Raw genomic sequence first — 20,794 nt, 5'->3', positions numbered from 1 at the left:
CCATGGCCATGGCCCAGGCCGCGCCCGCATCGCGGCGGCGTTTCAGATCCTTCGAACTCATCCTCGGGGTGGCGCTCACCGGCGGCATGACGCTGGCGGTGCTCTTCTCCGGCTTCCTCTTCCCCGACGGCGGCGAGAGCATGGACCTCATGGCCCGCCTGCTCCCGCCGTTCCAGAACCCGGCCCATATCCTCGGGACCGATCCGCTCGGGCGCGACGTGCTCGCCCGCGTGATCGTGGGCGGGCGCATCTCCCTCGTGGTCGGCGTGCTCTCGGTCCTGGGCGCGGTGACGGTCGGAACCCTCATGGGTCTCCTCGCGGGCTACTATCGCGGCATCGCCGAAGTGGTGCTGATGCGCTTCGCGGACGTGCAGCTCGCGCTACCGTTCATCCTCATCGCCATCATGTTCCTCGCCATTCTCGGCACGGGCATCGACAAGGTGATCTTCTTCATGATCGTCGCGCAGTGGGTCCAGTACGCCCGCCTCGTGCGCGGCTCCGTCCTCGCCCTGCGCGACCGGGAGTTCATCCTCTCCGCCCGCGCCATCGGCGTCGGCAACGGGCGCATCATCTTCCAGCACATCCTGCCCAACGTGCTCGGCCCCATCGTCATCCTGATGACGCTGAACGTGGCCAACAACATCCTCCTCGAAAGCAGCCTGACCTTCCTCGGCCTCGGCGTCGATCCGCTCATTCCGAGCTGGGGCGGGATGCTGGCGGACGGGCGGACCTACCTGCAGTCGGCCTGGTGGGTCAGCGTCTTCCCCGGCCTCGCCATCATGTTCACCGTGCTCGGTCTCAACCTCCTCGGCGACTGGCTGCGCGACTTCCTCGATCCCACAGGACAGACCTCGAAATGACGGTTCTTCTCGACGAAAGCGTGCCGCGGACCCTCGATGCGCTCGTGGCGGAGTGGTCGGCGCCGGGCCGGCGCGGGACGCGGCTCGAGGCCTGGCTCTTCGAGGACGAGGCCGCGCGGCGCCGGGCCGAGGCCGCCCTTGGCCAGGCGGGCGTCGCCGCGCGCCTGCGCAGCGCCTACAAGCCCCTCGTCCACGCCTTCCTGGAGGAGATCGAGACGGAGGGTCTCGCCCGCGTCGAGGTGGTCTATCCGGTCCACCCCGCCGCCAATCCCATCCGCTTCCTGTCCGAGGCCTATCCGCTGGCCGGGCTTCTCGACGGCGTCGAGACCGCGTTCACCCCCGGCGGCGAGCGCCTCGTCTACGTGGTGCGGGCGCGGTACCGCGACGGGCGGGAGGCGGAGCACGAGGTCTTCGCCCCCAACCGCATCCGCCGCAACCATCTCGGCCTCGACGATCTCTGCCCGACCGGCTGGGTGAGGGCCTCCGGCCCGTCCGGCATCGTCCGCGACGAGGCGGTGGCGACCGAAATCGAGACGGTGTTCGACCGGGTCATGGCGGCCGTCGCCGCGCATGAATGGCCGGCCGAGGAACCCTATGCCGAGACCCTCGCCATCGACGTGCGCATCGCCGGCATCGAGCGCCCGCTGGATTACGGCGACGAGGTGATGAGCACCCGCGAGGCCCTGCACGAGGACTTCTATTTCTCGCTGCTCGAATTCTTCAAGCACCGCTCCGGCCGCCCGCCGGAGGACCGCAGCCTGCAGCCCGGGCAGATCGTGCCGGACATCCGGGCGGGGGAGGGGGACGCGCATGTGCGCGTGGCGCTTCGCTCCTTCGGCCCGCCGCAGGACCCGGTCCGTCCCGAGCAGCCGCTCGAGACCGCCGATGCGGCGCCGGGGCTGGCGCAGATCCATCGGGAGCTCGCGGCGCTGCCGGGCGAGACCTTCGAGGCGGTCTCGCGGGAGGGAAGGCCCGTACGCGGGATCTACCGGCGCGGCCCCCGCCCCGCCGTGCTGGTCTCCGCGGGCCAGCACGCCAACGAGACCTCGGCTCCCGTCGGCGCCCTGCGCGCGGCGCGCAGGCTTCTCGCGGAGCCCGACGCGAACCTCGCCCTCATCGCGGTGGAGAACCCGGACGGCTACGCCCTGCACGGACGCCTCTGCGAGGGCAATCCGCGCCACATGCACCATGCCGCCCGCTATACCTCCCTCGGCAGCGACGTAGAGTTCGACCGCGGCAACCCCACCTACGAGATCGGCGCGCGCAACCAGGCGCTCGAACTCTCGGGCGCCGAGCTGCACGTGAACCTCCACGGCTATCCGGCGCACGAGTGGACGCGGCCCTTCACCGGCTACCTGCCCCGCGGCTTCGAGCTGTGGGCGATTCCGAAGGGCTTCTTCCTCATCCTGCGCCATCACCCGTCCTGGGCCCCACAGGCGCGGGCGTTCATCGAGGCGGTCACGAAGCGCCTCCAGGCCGTTCCGGGCCTCGTCGATTTCAACCGCCGCCAGATCGGGATCTGCGCGATCCATTCCGGCGGCACGCCCTACGAAATCGTCAACGGCATTCCCTGCCTCGTCACCGCCGAGGAGCGGCACCCGTCGCCGCTGACCCTCATCACGGAATTCCCGGACGAGACGATCTACGGCGACGCCTACCGCTTCGCGCACACGGTCCAGATGACCACCGTGCTGGCGGCGGAGGAGGCCTTCGCAGGCCTCATGGCGCTCGTCGCCTGAGGATCCCGCCCGACACCCGTCGCAAGGAGGACACATGACACCGGTCGCCATCGTCACCGCCGCCAGCAAGGGCATGGGCGCGGCCATCGCGCGCGAGCTGCACCGGCGCGGATACCGCCTCGCCCTCCTGGCCCGCTCCGAGGGATTGCAGGAGGTGGCCCGGGAGACCGATGCCCTCGCCGTGCGGGGCTCCGTCACCGAGCCCGCCGATCTCGAGCGCCTCGTGAAGGAGACCCTCGGCCGCTACGGGCGCATCGACGCGGTGGTGAACCACACCGGCCACCCGCCGAAGGGCGATCTTCTCGCGATCCCGGACGCGGACTGGCACGCGGGCCTCGACGTGGTGCTCATGAACGTGGTGCGCATGGCGCGCCTCGTGACGCCGGAAATGGAGAAGGCCGGACGCGGCGCCTTCGTGAACGTGTCGAGCTTCGCCGCCTTCGAGCCCGATGCGGACTTTCCCGTCTCGGCGGCGCTGCGCACGGCGCTCGCCGCCTTCGCCAAGCTCTACGCGGAGCGCTACGCGAAGGCGGGAATCCGCATGAACAACGTGCTGCCGGGCTTCATCGACAGCCTGCCCGAGAAGCCCGAGCGCACGGCGCGCATTCCCATGGGCCGCTACGGAACGGTGGACGAGATCGCGAAGACCGTCGCCTTCCTCCTGTCCGACGACGCCGGCTACGTCACGGGCCAGAACATCCTCGTCGACGGCGGCCTCGTCCGCGGTCTTTGAGACGGGTCCGGATCGGAACAGGCAAAGGCACCTGCCGTTAAAGGAAATGTGCCGGGGCGGCGCGGCCCCGGCCCCGCTTTCCCCGAGGTGCGATCATGGCCGGCCTGTCCTGGAAGGAACGCGAGAGCGACGCCACGGTCGAGGAGACCGTCGGCATCGTCCGCCACAGCGGCGAGCCCCTGCCGTCCCCGGACGATGCGGAGGCCTTCGGCGCCATGTTCGACCGCTTCGCCGACGCGACGGTCGTGCTGCTCGGGGAGGCGACGCACGGCACGTCGGAGTTCTACCGCGCCCGCGCCGCGATCACGCGCCGGCTGGTGGAGCGCCACGGCTTCACCATCGTCGCAGCCGAGGCCGACTGGCCGGATGCGGCCCGCATCGACGCCTATGTGCGCCACCGCCCCGTTCCGCCGGCCGACGACGCCGCCTTCCAGCGCTTCCCCGCCTGGATGTGGCGCAACGAGGAGGTGGAGGACTTCGTCAACTGGCTGAGGGACTTCAACCGCGAGCGCCCGGAGCGGGAGCGCGCCGAGTTCCGCGGCCTCGACGTCTACAGCCTCGATGCCTCGATCCGGGCGGTGATCGACTACCTCGACCGGATCGATCCCGAGGCGGCCCAGGAGGCGAGGGGGCGCTACGGCTGCCTCAGCCCCTGGCAGTCGGATCCCGCCCGCTACGGCCGCGCCGTCGTCACGGGCCGCAAGAGGCCCTGCGATCAGGCCCTCCTCGCCCAGCTCCAGGACATGCTCGCCAGGCGGCTGGACTATCTCGGCGCGGACGGCGAGGCCTTCTTCGACGCGGTCCAGAACGCGCGGATCGTCCACGCGGCGGAGCACTACTACCGGATCATGTACGAGGGGGCGACGGAGTCCTGGAACCTGCGCGACCGGCACATGTTCGACACCCTGCAGCGGCTCCTGGCGCGGCGCGAGGGCGCGAAGGCGGTGGTCTGGGCGCACAACTCCCATATCGGCAACGCGGCCGCCACGGCCATGGGCTGGCAGGGCGAGTTCAACATCGGCGAGCTGTGCCGCACGGCCTACGGGGACAGGGCGGCGCTCATCGGCTTCGGCACGGACCGCGGCACCGTCGCCGCCGCGAGCGACTGGGACGCCGCCATGGAGATCAAGGAGGTGCGCCCGGCGCGCCCCGACAGCCACGAGCGCATCTTCCGCGACGCGGGCCTCGGCCGTTTCCTGACGGACTGGCGGGGAACCGATCGCCTCGACCTGCGCCGCGCCCTGTCCCGCCCGCGCCTGGAGCGCGCCATCGGCGTGATCTACCGGCCCGAGACCGAACTCTACAGCCACTACTTCGAGGCGATCCTGCCGGAGCAGTTCGACGCCTATGTCTGGTTCGAGGAGACCACGGCCGTGACGCCCCTCACCGAGGCGCACGGGGAGGGGATGCCGGAGACCTACCCCTTCGGCCTGTGACCGCGCCGGCGCGACGTCCGCCGCCCGCTTGCGTCATCCCGCGCCCGCGCCCCGTCGTTCCCGTCTCGCCGCGCCCCTCTTCCCTCGCCCTCCGTCATTCCGGGGCGCCGCAGGCGAGCCCGGAAGCCATCACCCCTGCGGTGCGGAAGACGCCGCGGCTGCCGCCGTCCGGACAGGCGGGCCCCTCGAAGCGTGCCCCGCGACGGCAACGGCTCTCCCGCTGCGCGTCCCGGCAAGGCGCGCCCGCAGCAATGTTCCGCTTTCGTTCTTGACAGCGGCACCAAGCTCGGCTATATCGTAACGCATCCCGTCCCGCCGAGGGGCGCGCTCGCGAGGCGTCGCCGAATGCGGGGACGGGACCGGTCCCGCGCCCGCGCGCCACGCACGCGCCGGCCGCGGGCGGCCCCGGCAGAGCCGGGGCTCCGGGCCGTCCGGCGCCGCCGGCGTTCGTCAACGCCGTCCCGCGTCCGGGCCATCCCCGGAGCCTCCGCCGCCGGTCCGCCGGAAAAGAACCGGGCGCGATGACGCTGCGGCTCATTGCCTTCACCCCTTCCTTCCCCCGAGCCGGAGCGACCCTCGTGCCCCCTCGACCCCGCCGCCCCTCCGGGCCCACGCGCCCGGAGGACGCGGCGGCGTGCGTGCTTCTCACGTCTCATCTCCGGCGGCATGGCCGGGCCGGTCCGGGCGGACGGCGGTGCGCGGGAAGCGTGACGCGTTCCCTCCCCCGCCGATCACGCGTCGCCCCGGGATCGGCTCTTCCGGTGCGCAAGCCGGGACCACCCGACTTGCGAGGGGGAGGGGCAGGGGGTGCAGCGCCAGCCTCTCGGAGCGCGCGCCCGCATCCCCTCTCCGGCTCTCCCCCGCAAGGGGGGAGAGGGCATGTCGGCGCTTGCCGAGGAAGGGGAAGAGGGCAGGGCGGCGCTTCCTGAGCGCGCCCGGGCTCCGCAGGAGAGGGCTTCGCGGCGATGGGAGGGCATCCTGCGCGATCTGGAAGCGGGGCTTGCCCACCTTGCTCCTTGGGGCCGCCCCTGCTAACTCACCCCGCAATTCCCCAACACGATCCCATTCGGCAGGTTTTTCCGTGTCCCGTCAGTTCATCTATCACATGCGCGGTCTGACCAAGACCTATTCCAGCGGCAAGAAGGTCCTGGACAACGTCCACCTCTCCTTCTACCCGGATGCGAAGATCGGCGTGCTCGGCGTCAACGGCGCCGGCAAGTCGACCCTGCTTCGCATCATGGCGGGAATCGACACCGACTTCTCGGGCGAGGCCTGGGTGGCCGAGGGGGCGCGGGTCGGCTACCTGCCGCAGGAGCCGCAGCTCGACCCCACCAAGAACGTGCGCGAGAACGTGATGGAGGGCGTCGCCGCCAAGAAGGCGATCCTCGACCGCTACAACGAGCTCGCCATGAACTATTCCGAGGAGACGGCGGACGAGATGACCCGCCTCCAGGACGAGATCGAGGCGAAGGGGCTCTGGGACCTCGATTCCCAGGTCGACCAGGCCATGGACGCCCTGCGCTGCCCGCCGGACGACTGGCCGGTGGACAAGCTCTCGGGCGGCGAGCGCCGCCGCGTGGCACTCTGCAAGCTGCTGCTGGAGCAGCCCGAGCTCCTGCTCCTCGACGAGCCGACCAACCACCTCGACGCGGAGACGACCGCCTGGCTCGAAGGCCACCTGCGCACCTATCCGGGCGCGATCCTGATCGTCACCCACGACCGCTACTTCCTCGACAACGTGACCGGCTGGATTCTCGAGCTCGACCGCGGCCGTGGCATTCCCTACGAGGGCAACTACTCCTCCTGGCTCGAGCAGAAGCAGAAGCGCCTGGAGCAGGAAGGCCGCGAGGAGGAGGCGCGCCAGCGCACCATCGAGCGCGAGCGCGAGTGGGTGTCCGCCTCGCCGAAGGCCCGGCAGGCCAAGTCGAAGGCGCGTATCCAGCGCTACGAGGAACTCGTCGCCCGCGCCTCCGAGAAGGGTCCGACCACGGCGCAGATCGTCATTCCCATCGCCGAGCGCCTGGGCAACAACGTCATCGAGTTCGAGGGCCTGAAGAAGGCCTTCGGGGACAAGCTCCTCATCGACGGCCTGTCGTTCAAGCTGCCGCCGGGCGGCATCGTCGGCGTCATCGGCCCCAACGGCGCCGGCAAGACCACCCTGTTCCGCATGATCACGGGGCAGGAGAAGCCGGACGAGGGCTCCATCGTCATCGGCGACACGGTGAAGCTCGGCTACGTGGACCAGAGCCGCGACACCCTCGATCCCAACAAGACGATCTACGAGGAGATCTCCGGCGGCAACGAGGTGCTCTATCTCGGCAAGCGCGAGATCAACGCCCGCGCCTACTGCTCGGCCTTCAACTTCAAGGGCTCCGACCAGCAGAAGAAGGTCGGCGTGCTCTCGGGCGGCGAGCGCAACCGCGTGCACCTCGCCAAGATCCTGAAGTCCGGCGCCAACGTCCTGCTCCTCGACGAGCCCACCAACGACCTGGACGTGGACACCCTGCGCGCCCTCGAGGAGGCGCTGGAGGATTATGCCGGCTGCGCCGTGATCATCAGCCACGACCGCTGGTTCCTCGACCGCATCGCCACCCACATCCTCGCCTTCGAGGGCGACAGCCACGTGGAGTGGTTCGAGGGCAACTTCGCCGACTACGAGGAGGACAAGAAGCGCCGCCTCGGCGTCGATTCCACCATCCCGCACCGGATCAAGTACAAGAAGTTCTCGCGGTAGGCGTCCGTGGCGACCGCAATCGTCACCGGCGTGGGACGCGGCATCGGGCACGAGCTCGCCCGCGTCCTCCTGGAGCGCGGGGACCGCGTCGTCGGAACCCTCAGGAGCATGGGGGCGATCCCTCCCGCGCTCCGGGATCATGCGGAGGCGGGGCGCCTTTCCCTCGTCGCGATGGACGTGCGGGACCCTGCCTCCATCGCGGCTGCGGCTCGAGCCGTCGACGGACCCGTCGACATCCTCGTCAACAACGCGGGCGTGATCGGGCCGGAGCGCCAGTCCACCCTCGACATGGATTTCGACGGGTTCCTCGACACGCTCGCGGTCAACACGCTCGGGCCGCTGCGCGTGGTCCAGGCCTTCCTGCCGCAGCTGCGGCGCTCCGCAAGCGCCAGGATCGTCACCATCGGCAGCCGCATGGGCTCGCTCTCCTACGCGAAGTCCGACCGCATCGCCTACCGGGCGTCGAAGGCCGCGGCGAACAAGGTGATGCAGGGCCTCGCCACCGATCTCGCGCCGGAGGGAATCGTCGCCGTCAGCGTCCATCCGGGCTGGGTGCGCACCGACATGGGCGGCGCGGGCGCCGACCTCGACGTCGGGGAGAGCGCCAGGGGAATCGCCGCCCTGATCGACCGCCTCTCCATGGCCGACAGCGGCCTGTTCTTCGACTGGCAGGGGGAAAGGCTGCCGTTCTGAGCGCGAAGAGGTTGGGTTCCCGCGCGAAACCGTGTAAGACCCTTGAGGCACGAGAACTTGACAGAAGATGTCGCCGTGCCCGCTGATGAGATGAAGCCCTTCCAGTCCGTCGCCTCTCCCGAGGAAGCCGTCGAAAAGCTCGTCCTGCTCTACGATTCGGCGGTCGAGGCGCAGCGCCATGCGCTGGAGCGCTTCTTCGCGACTCAGGTTCCGCCCACGCCCGAGGAGCGCCTGCGCTTCCGCTATCCCGAACTGCGCGTGGTCTATGCGGCCACCTCGCTCCCCCCCGTGAAGCAGCGGGCCTATGCGAAGCTGCAGGTGCCGGGCGCCTATGCGACGACCGTCACGCAGCCGGCCTTCTTCCGGAACTACCTGCTGGAGCAGCTCAGGCACCTCGTCCGCGACTACGGGGTGACGCTCGAGGTCGGGACGAGCGGCCAGGAGATCCCCTATCCCTACATCTTCGAGCGGGGAGACGAGCTCGGCCGCGGCGCGCATTCCGCCGCGGAGCTCGCGCGGTTCTTCCCGACGCCGCTTCTCGCCTCCGTGGGCGACGAGATCGCCGACGGGCTGTGGGAGTTCGCGGAGCATGCGCCGCGCCCGCTCTCCCTGTTCGACGCGGCGCGGACCGACTATTCCCTGCGCCGCCTCGTGCACTACACGGGCAGCGACTGGCGCTGCGTGCAGCCCTGGATCCTGCTCACGAACTATCACCGCTACGTGGACCAGTTCGTCCGCTGGGCGGTGAGCGAGCTCGCCAATCCGGAAAGCCCCTTCGAGAAGCTGATCCTGCCCGGCGGCATTTCCATCGAGGGCGGGCTGCCGGAGGACACGGTGGCGGAGCTGATCGGCTCCTCGCCCTGGCACCGGTTCCAGATGCCGTCCTACCACCTCACGCGCCGGGACGGGCACGGGGTGACCCTGGTCAACATCGGCGTCGGCCCCTCCAACGCCAAGAACATCACGGACCATCTCGCGGTCCTGCGGCCCCATTGCTGGCTCATGGTCGGCCATTGCGGCGGGCTGCGCCAGTCCCAGACCATCGGCGACTACGTGCTGGCCCACGGCTACCTGCGCCGCGACCGCATCCTCGACAATGCGGTCCCGCCCGAGATCCCGATCCCCGCCCTCGCGGAGGTCCAGGTCGCGCTGCAGGAGGCGGCGGCCCGGGTCACGGGCGAGCGGGGGGAGGAGCTCAAGCGCCGCCTGCGCACCGGGACGGTGGTGACCTACGACGACCGGAACTGGGAGCTGCGCTGGAGCCAGGAGCGGCGGCAGATCAACCTCTCGCGGGCCATCGCCGTCGACATGGAGAGCGGCACCATCGCCGCCCAGGGCTACCGGCTCCGGGTGCCCTACGGCACGCTGCTCTGCGTCTCCGACAAGCCCCTTCACGGGGAGATCAAGCTGCCCGGAGCGGCGAACGCCTTCTACGAGCGCGCCGTGGGCGAGCATCTGATGATCGGCCTCGCCGCCCTCGACATCCTGCGCGACCAGCGGACCTCCCTGCACTCGCGCAAGCTGCGCAGCTTCGACGAGCCGCCGTTCCGCTAAACCCTTCGCTCACCCCAGAGGCTCCATGTCCCGCGAAACATCCGGCCTGCTGCTCGGCTTCGTCGGCGTGTGCATCTTCGCCGGGACGCTGCCCTTCACGCATCTCGCGGTCGCGGCGTTGAGCCCGCTCTTCGTGACGGCGGGCCGCGCGGCCCTGGCGGGGATCCTCGCCGGCGGGACCCTGCTCCTCCTGCGCAGGCCCCGGCCCAATGCGCGCCAGCTTCGGACCCTCTGCCTCGCCGCCCTGTGCCTCGTCGCGGGCTTTCCCGGCTTCACGGCCCTGGCCATGCAGACCGTTCCGGCGGGCCATGGCGGCGTGGTCCTCGGCATCCTCCCCCTCGCGACCTCGGCGATCGGCGCCCTCATCGCCGGCGAGCGGCCGAGCCCGACCTTCTGGCTCGCGGCGGTCGCCGGGGCAGCGCTCGTCACGGGCTTCACGCTCTACGAGAGCGGGGGATCCGTTCAGGCGGGCGACCTCTTCCTGCTCGCCGCTGCAATCGCCTCGGCCCTGGGCTACGTGCTTTCGGGCAAGCTCGTCCGGGCGGGCCATGCGGGCTGGGAGGTGATCTCCTGGATCCTCGTCGTTTCGCTGCCCGTCACCGTCCCGGCGACCCTCTGGTCCATGCCCGGCGATCCCGCCGCGGTTCCGCTCTGGAACTGGATCGGCTTCGCCTACGTGGCGCTCATGAGCCAGTATCTCGGCTTCTTCGCCTGGAATGCGGGCCTCGCCCTGGGCGGCATCGCCCTCGTCAGCCAGGTCCAGCTTCTCCAGACCTTCGTGACGCTGCTCATCGCCGCCGGACTCAACGGGGAGAGGGTGGGGCTCTCCGCCTGGCTCGTCGCCGGAGCGGTCGTTCTCCTGGTCCTCCTGGCGCGCCACGCCTCGCGCCCGAACCGGTAACCGGTCCTTCCCGGCAGAGCCTCCCCGAATTCCCGCCCGCCCCGGCGTCGCGAGGGAAGGTTTCGCTTGCCCCGACAGCGCGGAAGATATAAACATATCTTTATATGTGAGAGCGAGTTTGCATCGTGCCGGACGCCGCATCGCCATCGCTGGACCTGACGCTGACCATCCTGCGGGCAGCAGCCGAGGAGACGCGCCTGCGGATTCTCGCCCTGCTGACGGAGGGGGAACTCTCCGTTTCCGACCTGACGGACATTCTCGGCCAGTCCCAGCCGCGCATTTCGCGCCACCTCAAGCTCCTCGTGGAGGCCGGGCTCGTGGAGCGGCATAGGGAGGGGGCGTGGGCCTTCTTCCGCCTCATGGACCGGGGCGAGGCCGCCCGGCTCCTGCGGCCCATGCTCGACAGCCTCAACCGCTCCGATCCCCTGCTCCTCGACGACCGGACCCGGCTCGAGGCCGTCCGCGCCCAGCGGGCCCAGGCGGCGCAGGCGTTCTTCTCCCGGCTGGCGCCGGAATGGGACCGGCTCCGCTCGCTCCATGCGCCGGAGGCCACGGTGGAGGCGGCGGTCCTGGAGGCGCTGGGCGACAGGCCGATCCGCAATCTCGTCGACCTCGGCACGGGGACCGGCCGGATGCTCCAGCTCCTCGCGCCGCGGGCCTCGCGGACCGTGGGGCTCGATGCGAGCCATGCCATGCTCTCGGTCGCCCGCGCCAACCTGGAGAAGGCGGGCCTGAGGGGCATCGAGCTGCGGCAGGGCGACATCTACGCGCCGCCGTTCCCGCGCGACACGTTCGACCTCGTCGTGATCCACCAGGTCCTGCACTATCTCGACGATCCGGCCCGGGCGATCCGCGAGGCCTCGCGGCTGGTGGCGCCCGGCGGCCGGATCCTGGTGGTCGACTTCGCGCCGCACAACCTCGAATTCCTGCGCGAGACGCAGGCCCATCGCCGGCTCGGCTTCGCTCCCGAGCAGGTGGCCGACTGGCTCGGCGAGGCCGGGCTCGACTGCACCCTCAACCGGCAGATCGCTCCGGCCGGAAAGGGCGGCGAGCAGCTCATCGTTTCCCTTTGGCTCGGACAGGACCGGCGCGTCGCGACGGACTGGCCGCTCGCCGCCCCCGACAGAGAGGTCGCCTGATGTCGCCGATCGCCCTCCGCCCCAGCCGCCAGCCGTCCTGTCCGATCAGGGTCTCCTTCGAGTTCTTTCCCCCCAAGACCCCGGAGATGGAGGCGACCCTGTGGTCCTCCATCGAACGCCTCGCTCCCCTCAACCCGCAGTTCGTGTCCGTGACCTACGGCGCCGGCGGCTCGACCCGCGAGCGCACCCATGCCACCGTCGCCCGGCTCGTGCGGGAGACGCGGCTGAAGCCCGCGGCGCACCTCACCTGCGTAGCGGCCAGCAAGGCCGAGGTCGACAGCGTGGTCCGCTCCTACTGGGAGGCCGGGGTGCGCCACGTGGTGGCCCTTCGCGGCGACCCGGTCGGCGGCCTCGGCACCGCCTACGAGCCCCATGCGGAAGGCTACCAGCGCACCTGCGATCTCGTGGCGGGCATCAAGGCCATCGGCGATTTCGAGGTGTCGGTCTCGGCCTACCCCGAAAAGCATCCCGAAGCCGCATCCCTCGATGCGGATATCGACGTGCTGAAGGAGAAGGTGGATTGCGGCGCGGATCGCGCCATCACCCAGTTCTTCTTCGACAACGACGTCTATTTCCGCTACCTCGACCGGGTCCGGGCGCGCGGCATCGACATCCCCATCGTTCCCGGCATCGTGCCGGTGCAGAACTTCAGGCAGACGGCGAATTTCGCGGCGAAGGCGGGAGCGAGCATCCCCGCCTGGCTCGCCGCCCGGTTCGAGGGGCTGGAGGACGATGTGGAGACGCGCAAGCTCATCGCCGCTGCGGTTGCGGCGGAGCAGGTGATCGACCTCGTCGACCGCGGCGTCAGCGAATTCCATTTCTACACCATGAACCGGGCCGATCTCGTCTATGCGATCTGCCGCCTGCTTGGGCTGCGCGGCGAAGCCGAACGGGCGGCCGCCTGAATCCATCGGCCGGGCCTGCGCCCGGCCTTTTCGTGTCAAACCCGCTGCCGCGCGGTAAGGGCGGCTGCACCGGGCGAACCGGTAACGACGAAAGACGATGACGATGACGTTCGACATTCCCTGTCCCGCCGACGGCGCCGAAGTGGCGAAGGCGCTTCGCGAGGCCGCATCCAGGCGCATTCTCGTGCTGGACGGCGCGATGGGCACGGAACTGCAGCGATCGGGCTTCTCGGAGGAGGATTTCCGCGGCGCGCGCTTCAGGGACTGGAAGCAGGACGTCAGGGGCAACAACGATCTGCTCACCCTGACGCAGCCGGACGCCGTGCGGCAGGTGCACCTCGACTATTTCCGCGCCGGGTCCGACATCGTCGAGACCAACACCTTCTCCGCCACCTCCATCGCCCAGGCCGACTACGGCATGGAGGAACTCGTCTACGAGCTGAACCTTCACGGCGCCCGGCTTGCCCGCGAGGCCGCCCTCCAGGCGCAGAGGGAGGACGGGCGCCGCCGCTTCGTTGCCGGCGCCATCGGCCCGACGAACCGTACGCTTTCCATCTCGCCCGACGTGAACAACCCCGGCTATCGCGCCGTGACCTTCGACCAGGTGCGCGACTCCTACGCTGAGCAGGTGAGGGGCCTCGTCGACGGCGGCGCCGAGATCATCCTGGTCGAGACCATCTTCGATACGCTCAACGCCAAGGCCGCCATCGCGGCGACCTTCCGCGTGTTCTCCGAGAAGGGCGTGAAGCTTCCCGTCATGATCTCGGGCACCATCACCGACCTTTCGGGCCGCACCCTCTCCGGGCAGACGCCGACCGCCTTCTGGCACTCGGTCCGCCACGCGGAGCCCTTCTCCGTCGGTCTCAACTGCGCCCTCGGCGCGCGCGAGATGCGGGCGCACATCCAGGAGATCGCCAAGGTCGCGGACACCCTCGTCTGCGCCTATCCCAATGCGGGCCTGCCCAACGAGTTCGGTCTCTACGACGAGCGGCCCGAGGCCACGGCGGGCATGCTCGCCGAGTTCGCCGACGCGGGCCTCGTGAACATCGTCGGCGGCTGCTGCGGCACGACGCCCGACCACATCCGCGCCATCGCGGAGGCTGTCGCCGGCAAGGCGCCGCGGCAGGTTCCCACGGTTCGGCCGACGATGCGCCTCGCGGGCCTCGAACCCTTCGTCCTCACGCCGGACATCCCCTTCGTGAACGTGGGCGAGCGCACGAACGTGACCGGCTCCGCCAAGTTCCGCAAGCTCATCACCAACGGCGACTACGCGGCGGCGCTCGACGTGGCGCGCGACCAGGTGGCGAACGGCGCGCAGATCATCGACGTGAACATGGACGAGGGCCTGCTCGATTCCGAGAAGGCGATGGTGGAGTTCCTCAACCTCGTCGCGGCCGAGCCCGACATCGCCCGCGTGCCGATCATGGTGGATTCCTCGAAGTTCCCCGTGATCGAGGCCGGCCTGAAATGCATCCAGGGCAAGGCCATCGTGAACTCGATCTCCATGAAGGAGGGCGTGGAATCCTTTATCGAGCAGGCCCGGATCTGCCGCGCCTACGGCGCCGCCGTCGTGGTCATGGCCTTCGACGAGCAGGGGCAGGCGGACACCCTGGAGCGGAAGGTCGAGATCTGCACCCGCGCCTACAGGATCTTGACGGAGGAGGTGGGCTTCCCGCCGGAGGACATCATCTTCGATCCCAACATCTTCGCCGTGGCCACGGGCATCGAGGAGCACAACGGCTACGGCGTCGCCTTCATCGAGGCGACCCGCATCATCCGCGAGACCCTGCCGCACGCCCATGTCTCCGGCGGCGTGTCGAACCTGTCCTTCTCCTTCCGCGGCAACGAGCCCGTCCGCGAGGCGATGCATTCGGTGTTCCTGTATCACGCCATCCGGGCGGGCATGGACATGGGCATCGTCAATGCGGGGCAGCTCGCCGTGTACGACGAGATCGACCCGGGGCTGCGGGAGCTGTGCGAGGACGTGGTGCTCAACCGGCGCCCGGATGCGACGGAGCGGCTCCTGGAGGCCGCGCCGCGCTTCAAGGGCGACGGCAGCGGACAGGCCAAGGCGGCGGACCTCGAATGGCGGTCCTGGCCCGTGGAGAAGCGCCTGGAGCATGCCCTCGTCAACGGCATCACGGAGTTCATCGAGGAGGATACGGAGGAGGCGCGCCGGCAGGCGGAGCGGCCCCTCCATGTGATCGAGGGCCCGCTCATGGCGGGCATGAACGTGGTCGGGGACCTGTTCGGCGCGGGCAAGATGTTCCTGCCGCAGGTCGTGAAGTCCGCCCGCGTCATGAAGCAGGCGGTCGCCTATCTCATGCCGTTCATGGAGGCCGAGAAGGAGCGGAACGGCGCAACGGCGCGCTCCGCCGCCGGCAAGGTCCTCATGGCGACGGTGAAGGGCGACGTGCACGACATCGGCAAGAACATCGTCGGCGTCGTCCTCGCCTGCAACAACTACGAGGTCATCGACCTCGGCGTGATGGTGCCGGCGCAGAAGATCCTCGAAACGGCGCGCAAGGAGAAGGTGGACATCGTCGGCCTTTCCGGCCTCATCACCCCGTCCCTCGACGAGATGGCTCACGTGGCGAGCGAGATGGAACGCGAGGGCTTCGACATCCCGCTCCTGATCGGCGGCGCCACCACGAGCCGCGTGCACACGGCGGTGAAGATCCATCCCAACTACCGCAAGGGCCAGGCGGTCTACGTCACCGATGCGAGCCGCGCCGTGGGCGTGGTCTCGTCGCTGCTCTCGCCCGACACGCGGGACGAGTACATCGGCACGCTCCAGGCGGAATACCGGAAGGTGGCCGAGGCGCACAGGCGCTCGGAGGCCGACAAGCAGCGCCTGTCCCTCGATAAGGCGCGGGCAAACCGGCTCCGGCTCGACTGGGAGGCCTACCAGCCGCCGAAGCCGGCGTTCACGGGAGCCCGCGTGTTCCGCAGCTACGACGTGGGCGAGCTCGTACCCTACATCGACTGGACGCCGTTCTTCCAGACCTGGGAGCTCAAGGGCCGCTTCCCGGCGATCCTCGACGATCCCGAGCAGGGCGAGGCCGCGCGGCAGCTCTACGAGGACGCGCAGGCGATGCTGAAGCGCCTCGTCGACGAGCGCTGGTTCAACCCCAAGGCGGTGATCGGCTTCTGGCCCGCCAATGCGGTCGGCGACGACATCGCCCTCTATACGGGCGAGAGCCGCAGCGAGGTTCTGGCGACGCTGCACGGCCTGCGCCAGCAGCTCCTGCGGCGCGACGGAAAGCCGAACCTGTGCCTCTCCGACTTCGTCGCTCCCCGCGAGAGCGGGAAGGCGGACTACGTGGGCGGCTTCGTGGTCACGTCCGGGATCGAGGAGGTCCGCATCGCCGAGCGGTTCGAGCGCGCCAACGACGACTACCAGTCGATCCTCGTCAAGGCCCTCGCCGACCGCCTGGCGGAAGCCTTCGCGGAGCGGATGCACGAGCGGGTGCGCAAGGAGTTCTGGGGCTATGTCCCGGATGAAAACCTCGGCAACGAGGAGCTGATCCGCGAGGAGTACCGGGGCATCCGCCCGGCTCCCGGCTATCCGGCCCAGCCCGACCACACGGAGAAGGCCACGCTCTTCCGCCTGCTCAACGCGGAGCGCAGCATCGGCGTGAAGCTGACGGAATCCTACGCCATGTGGCCCGGCTCGTCCGTATCCGGCCTCTACCTGGCGCATCCGGAGGCCTACTACTTCGGCGTCGCCAAGGTGGAGCGCGACCAGGTGGAGGATTACGCGGCGCGCAAGAGCATGAGCGTCGCCGAGGTCGAGCGCTGGCTCTCGCCCATCCTCAACTACGATCCCGCCTCCTACAGCATCATGGCGGCGGAGTAGGCGCGCCCTTCACTCCCGCCGCAGCGCCTCGATGGGATCGAGACGGGCGGCGCGCTGGGCCGGGTAGAGGCCGAAGAAGATGCCGACGAGGGCGGAGAAGCCCACGGCGATCAGGATCGCTTCCGTCGAGATCAGCGAGGGCCAGCCCGCGAGCCGGGCGACGCCGTAGGCCGCGGCCGCGCCGAGACCGATGCCGAGGATGCCGCCGATGGTCGACAGGGTCGTGGCCTCGATGAGGAACTGGCTGAGGATGTCGCGCGGCCTCGCGCCCACCGCGAGCCGCAGGCCGATCTCGCGGGTGCGCTCGGTGACGGAGACGAGCATGATGTTCATGATGCCGATGCCGCCGACGAGGAGCGACACGGCCGCCACCGCCGCGAGCAGCATGGAGAGCGTGTTCGCGGAAGCCGAGGCGGTGTTGGCGATCTCCGTCAGGTTCCGGATCGAGAAGTCGTCCTCCTGCTCGCCGAGGATGCGGTGGCGCTGGCGCAGGAGCTGCGCGATCTGCTCGATCCCCGGCTCGATGTCCTCCTCCCGCGCGAACTTGACGAAGATCGATCCGACGGACCGGTCCTTCGCGTAGTTGCGGCCGATGACGCGGCGGCGGCCCGCGTCGAGGGGCACGAAGATCGCGTCGTCCTGGTCCTGCCCGAACGCGGACTGGCCCTTGGATTCCATGACGCCGATGACGCGGAACGGCACGTTGCGCACCCGCACCGTCCTGTCGATGGGATCCTCGTCTCCGAACAGGTTCCGGGCCACGGTCTGCCCGAGGATGATGACGATGTCGCCGCGGCGGATCTCCTCCGGGTCGAAGGTCCGGCCGCTCGAGACGTCCCACTCCCTCGCCTCGAACCAGTCGTTGTCGACGGCGTAGATCCGGGTCGCCCAGTTGTTGCCGCCGGCGACCACCTGCGTCCCGCCCTGCACGAACGGCGCGGCGGCGATCACGCCGTCGATCTCCCTGCGGATGGCTTCCGCATCCTCGTCTGTGAGGGACGAGGCCGCACCCGCGCCGAGCCGCGCTCCGCCCTGGGTGACGTTGCCTGGGGTCACGATGGCGAGATTGGCTCCGAGGGAGCGGATCTGCCGGTCGACCAGGTTGCGCGCCCCGGAGCCGATGGCCACCATGGCGATCACCGCCGCCACGCCGATGACGATGCCGAGCATGGTGAGCAGGCTGCGCAGGGCATTGGCCGCGATGGCCGAGCACGCGGAGCGGATGGCCTCGAACCATCTCATCCGACGGCCTCCTCCATGCGGGCGTCAAGGGGCGTCTGGCGCGCGTCCTCGATCACGCGGCCGTCCCTGAAACGCACCAGGCGGCGCGCATGGCGGCCCACATCCGCGTCGTGGGTGACGAGGACGATGGTGACGCCTTCCCGATTGAGCTCCTGAAACAGGGCGAGGATCTCCTTCGCGGTGCGGCTGTCGAGGGCGCCCGTCGGCTCGTCCGCGAGGAGCAGGCTCGGCCGGTTCACGAGCGCCCGCGCGATGGCGACGCGCTGCTGCTGCCCGCCGGAGAGCTGCATCGGGCGGTGATGCGCCCGCTCCGCGAGGCCCACCCGCTCCAGGGCGCCGAGGGCCCGTGCGTGCCGCGATCTGCGGTCGACGCCCGCATAGATCATCGGCAGCTCCACATTGCCGATGGCGTCGATCCGCGGCAGCAGGTTGAACTGCTGGAACACGAAACCGATCTCGCGGTTGCGCAGCTGCGCGAGCCCGTCGGCGTCGAGGCTCTCCACCGCCGTGCCCGCCAGCCGGTAGCGGCCCTCGGTCGGCCTGTCGAGGCAGCCGACGAGGTTCATGAAGGTGGACTTGCCGGAGCCCGACGGTCCCATCACCGCCACGAAATCCCCGGCCTCCACGTCGAGGTCCACATGATCGAGGGCGACGACGCGGCCGCCGTCGAGATCGTAGACGCGTCTCAGGCCCCGGGTCTCGATGAGCGACATGGCGACTGTCCTAGAACATCCGCGGCGGGCGGGGGCGCGGGGAGGGCCGCTGCCGGTCGTCGTCCTGCGGACCGCTCCGCGCGCCGCCGCCGACGATGACCGTGTCGCCTTCCTTCAGGCTTCCGCGCAGCACCTCCGTGTAGTCGCCGTCCGTGACGCCGATCCTGAGCGGGACGAGTTCGGGAGCGCCGTTGACGAGGCGGTACACGCGCCCCTCCATTCCCGGGTCCGCGGCGGCGCGTGTCCCGCCGCGGCGACGCTGCGGAGCGTCCGCGCCGTCCGCGGCGGCGGATCTCGCGGCGGCCGCGACGGTGCCCGCCGGCCGGAAGCGGAGGGCCGCGTTCGGCACGCGCAGCACGTCGTCGCGCTCGTCGGTGACGATCTGGAGGTTGGCGGTCATGCCGGGAAGAAGAGAAAGATCGGTGTTCTGCACGCCGATGACGGCGGTGTAGGTCACGACGTTCTGCACCGTCTGCGCGCCGAGGCGCACCATCCGCACCGTGCCGGCGAAGGTCCGGTTCGGATAGGCGTTGACCGTGAAGCTCACGGGCTGCCCCGGCTTGAGGCGCCCCACATCGGCCTCGTCGATGTTGGCGTAGATGTCGATCTCGCGCAGGTCCTGCGCGATGGTGAAGAGGGTCGGCGCCGAGAGCGAGGCGGCGACCGTCTGCCCGAGCTCGATGTCGCGCTTCACCACGACCCCATCCACCGGCGAGCGGATCTCGGTCCGGGCAAGGTCGATCTCGATGTCCCTCAGCTTCGCCTCCCGCTGAAGGATCAGCGCCTCCGCCGATTTGAGGCCTGCTTCGGCAAGCGCGAGGTCCGCCCGCAGGCCTTCCGCCTCCGCCTTGCTGGAGGCGATCTGCGCCTGCGCGGACGCGAGGGTGGCCTTTTGGACGTCGAGCTGGGTCTTGGCCTGGTCGAGAGCGTTCTGCGTGGCGGCGGCGCGGGCGACGAGTTCGGTCTGCCGGTCGAAGTTGCGCTGCGCGTCGAGGAGCTGCGCCTGCGCGCGGTCGCGCTGGGCGGCGACATCCGCGGCCACGGCCTCGGCCCGCTGCAGCATCGCCCTGGCCTTCTCGATCTGCGCCTGCTTCGTGTCCCGGTCGGCCCTGGCCTGGGCAAGATCGGCGAGGGCGGCATCGCGGCGCGCCTTGATCTGCTCCGAGTAGAGCCGGGCGACGACCTGTCCCTCCTTCACGGGGGTGTTGTAGTCGGCCAGGATCTCGACGACCTGGCCGGAGAGCTGCGAGCCCACGAGAACCGTCGTGACGGGGTTGAGGGTGCCGGTGGCGCGCACGCTCGCGGTGATGGGGCCGCGCTCCACGGCGGCAAGCCGATAGGCGGCATCGGAGGCGCTGCCTCCCGCGGGCCGCCACAGGAAGAATCCCGCCATTCCTGCAGCCGCCACAATGGCGACCATCAACCACCAGACCCGCCGCACGCCGAAGCCCTTTCGCGCCGTCATATCCACGCCGCCATTGTGGCGGATATCCCGCCGGGATTCGAGTTAACTCTTTGTCATGCGACGCTTTGCGGCCGCGAGGCGATGAGGTCGCGAAGGGTCGTGATGGTCGAGGCGTCCGCCACCCCGTCGACGCGCTCGGGCCGGAAATGGCGCTGGAAGGCAGCCACCACCTTCTCCGTGTTCTCGTCGAACACGCCCGTGATCTTCAGGCCGTAGCCGTACATGGTGAGCATGGCCTGGAGGGCCTCGATGGGCATGCCCTGATCGCCGCGGGCGAAGAAGCGCCCGTCCCGGATCGGGGCAGGCGGCACCCAGTGGCCGATTCCCTCCCGGTGGAGCCACTCCCAGGGAAAGGCCTCGCCCGGGTCGAGCTTGCGGCCGGGCGCGACGTCGGAATGGGCGAGCACCCGGGTGGGCGGAATGCGCCAGCGGGAGACGATGTCCCGCGTCAGGGCGATCACGCTCTCGATCTGCACCTCGGGGAAGGGCGGCAGGCCGCCGGGATGGCCGGGATTGGCGATCTCGATGCCGATGGAGCGGGAATTGATGTCGGTCTCGCCGTCCCAGAAGGAGGCGCCCGCATGCCAGGCCCGGCGGGCCTCCGGCACCATCTGGATCACGCGCCCGTCCTCGAACACGAAGTAGTGGGCCGAGACCTGCGAGACGGGATTGCAGAGCCATTGCAGGGCCTCGCCCGCATCCGGCATGCCCGTGTAGTGCAGGATCAGCATATCCGGGCCCCTGACACCCTTCCGCTCCCCGTGGTTCGGCGACGGAAACACCTTCGCTGCGGCGGAGCTTTCGGGGCGGGGCATGCTCAT

General features: G+C 69.9%; 15 protein-coding genes. 11 read left to right on the top strand and 4 right to left on the bottom strand.

Features of this window, described 5'->3' with window-relative positions; genetic code table 11:
* Positions 1-2 precede the first annotated feature (2 nt).
* The 11 genes from GDR74_RS13505 to metH all read left to right on the top strand — a co-directional run bounded on the left by GDR74_RS13505 (position 3) and on the right by metH (position 16,553).
* Positions 3-860, top strand: coding sequence for an ABC transporter permease (locus tag GDR74_RS13505; protein WP_210251024.1), 858 nt, complete (start codon positions 3-5; stop codon positions 858-860).
* The gene (locus GDR74_RS13500; RefSeq protein ID WP_152586789.1) at positions 857-2,599 is read left to right on the top strand and encodes a M14 family metallopeptidase; all 1,743 of its coding nucleotides are present in this window, start codon (positions 857-859) and stop codon (positions 2,597-2,599) included. Before GDR74_RS13505 ends, GDR74_RS13500 begins: the two co-directional genes overlap by 4 nt.
* A gap of 34 nt (positions 2,600-2,633) precedes the next feature.
* Complete coding sequence (locus GDR74_RS13495) at positions 2,634-3,332, top strand: SDR family oxidoreductase (RefSeq protein WP_152586788.1); 699 nt, start codon at positions 2,634-2,636, stop codon at positions 3,330-3,332.
* 95 nt (positions 3,333-3,427) lie between these two features.
* Positions 3,428-4,768 carry an erythromycin esterase family protein gene (locus tag GDR74_RS13490; RefSeq protein WP_152586787.1) on the top strand — a complete coding sequence of 447 codons (1,341 nt, stop codon included), beginning with the start codon at positions 3,428-3,430 and terminating at the stop codon, positions 4,766-4,768.
* A gap of 1,081 nt (positions 4,769-5,849) precedes the next feature.
* Positions 5,850-7,502: an energy-dependent translational throttle protein EttA gene (gene ettA, locus GDR74_RS13485; RefSeq protein ID WP_152586786.1), complete on the top strand. Its 1,653-nt coding sequence runs from the start codon at positions 5,850-5,852 to the stop codon at positions 7,500-7,502.
* Positions 7,503-7,508: 6 nt separating this feature from the next.
* Positions 7,509-8,195: an SDR family oxidoreductase gene (locus tag GDR74_RS13480; protein WP_152586785.1), complete on the top strand. Its 687-nt coding sequence runs from the start codon at positions 7,509-7,511 to the stop codon at positions 8,193-8,195.
* A 75-nt stretch (positions 8,196-8,270) separates the two neighbouring features.
* Entirely contained in the window at positions 8,271-9,749 is a 1,479-nt protein-coding gene (locus tag GDR74_RS13475; protein WP_152586784.1) for an AMP nucleosidase, read from the top strand.
* Between the two features lie 25 nt (positions 9,750-9,774).
* Positions 9,775-10,650, top strand: coding sequence for a DMT family transporter (locus tag GDR74_RS13470; RefSeq protein ID WP_152586783.1), 876 nt, complete (start codon positions 9,775-9,777; stop codon positions 10,648-10,650).
* A 125-nt stretch (positions 10,651-10,775) separates the two neighbouring features.
* Positions 10,776-11,789 (top strand): ArsR/SmtB family transcription factor, encoded by a 1,014-nt coding sequence (locus GDR74_RS13465; protein ID WP_152586782.1) that lies wholly within the window; start codon positions 10,776-10,778, stop codon positions 11,787-11,789.
* Positions 11,789-12,694, top strand: a complete 906-nt coding sequence (gene metF, locus GDR74_RS13460) for a methylenetetrahydrofolate reductase [NAD(P)H] (protein WP_152586781.1) — start codon at positions 11,789-11,791, stop codon at positions 12,692-12,694. The genes GDR74_RS13465 and metF overlap by 1 nt, the downstream gene beginning before the upstream one ends.
* A gap of 103 nt (positions 12,695-12,797) precedes the next feature.
* Positions 12,798-16,553, top strand: coding sequence for a methionine synthase (gene metH, locus GDR74_RS13455; protein ID WP_152587771.1), 3,756 nt, complete (start codon positions 12,798-12,800; stop codon positions 16,551-16,553).
* A 9-nt stretch (positions 16,554-16,562) separates the two neighbouring features.
* Here metH and GDR74_RS13450 read toward each other — a convergent pair whose 3' ends face one another.
* Genes GDR74_RS13450 through GDR74_RS13435 form a run of 4 tightly spaced genes read right to left on the bottom strand, consistent with a single transcriptional unit; the run spans position 16,563 to position 20,794 of the window.
* Positions 16,563-17,795, bottom strand: a complete 1,233-nt coding sequence (locus tag GDR74_RS13450) for an ABC transporter permease (protein ID WP_152586780.1) — start codon at positions 17,793-17,795, stop codon at positions 16,563-16,565.
* Positions 17,792-18,508: an ABC transporter ATP-binding protein gene (locus GDR74_RS13445; RefSeq protein WP_152586779.1), complete on the bottom strand. Its 717-nt coding sequence runs from the start codon at positions 18,506-18,508 to the stop codon at positions 17,792-17,794. The genes GDR74_RS13450 and GDR74_RS13445 overlap by 4 nt, the downstream gene beginning before the upstream one ends.
* Before the next feature lie 10 nt (positions 18,509-18,518).
* A complete protein-coding gene (locus tag GDR74_RS13440; protein ID WP_152586778.1) occupies positions 18,519-19,973 on the bottom strand; it encodes an efflux RND transporter periplasmic adaptor subunit in 1,455 nt (484 codons plus the stop codon).
* Between the two features lie 53 nt (positions 19,974-20,026).
* Entirely contained in the window at positions 20,027-20,794 is a 768-nt protein-coding gene (locus tag GDR74_RS13435; protein WP_152586777.1) for an N-acetylmuramoyl-L-alanine amidase, read from the bottom strand.

The organism is Microvirga thermotolerans, from assembly GCF_009363855.1.
GTDB lineage: Bacteria > Pseudomonadota > Alphaproteobacteria > Rhizobiales > Beijerinckiaceae > Microvirga > Microvirga thermotolerans.
Note: the sequence above shows the minus strand (reverse complement) of the source record. Positions and strands in the feature narration are given on the sequence as shown.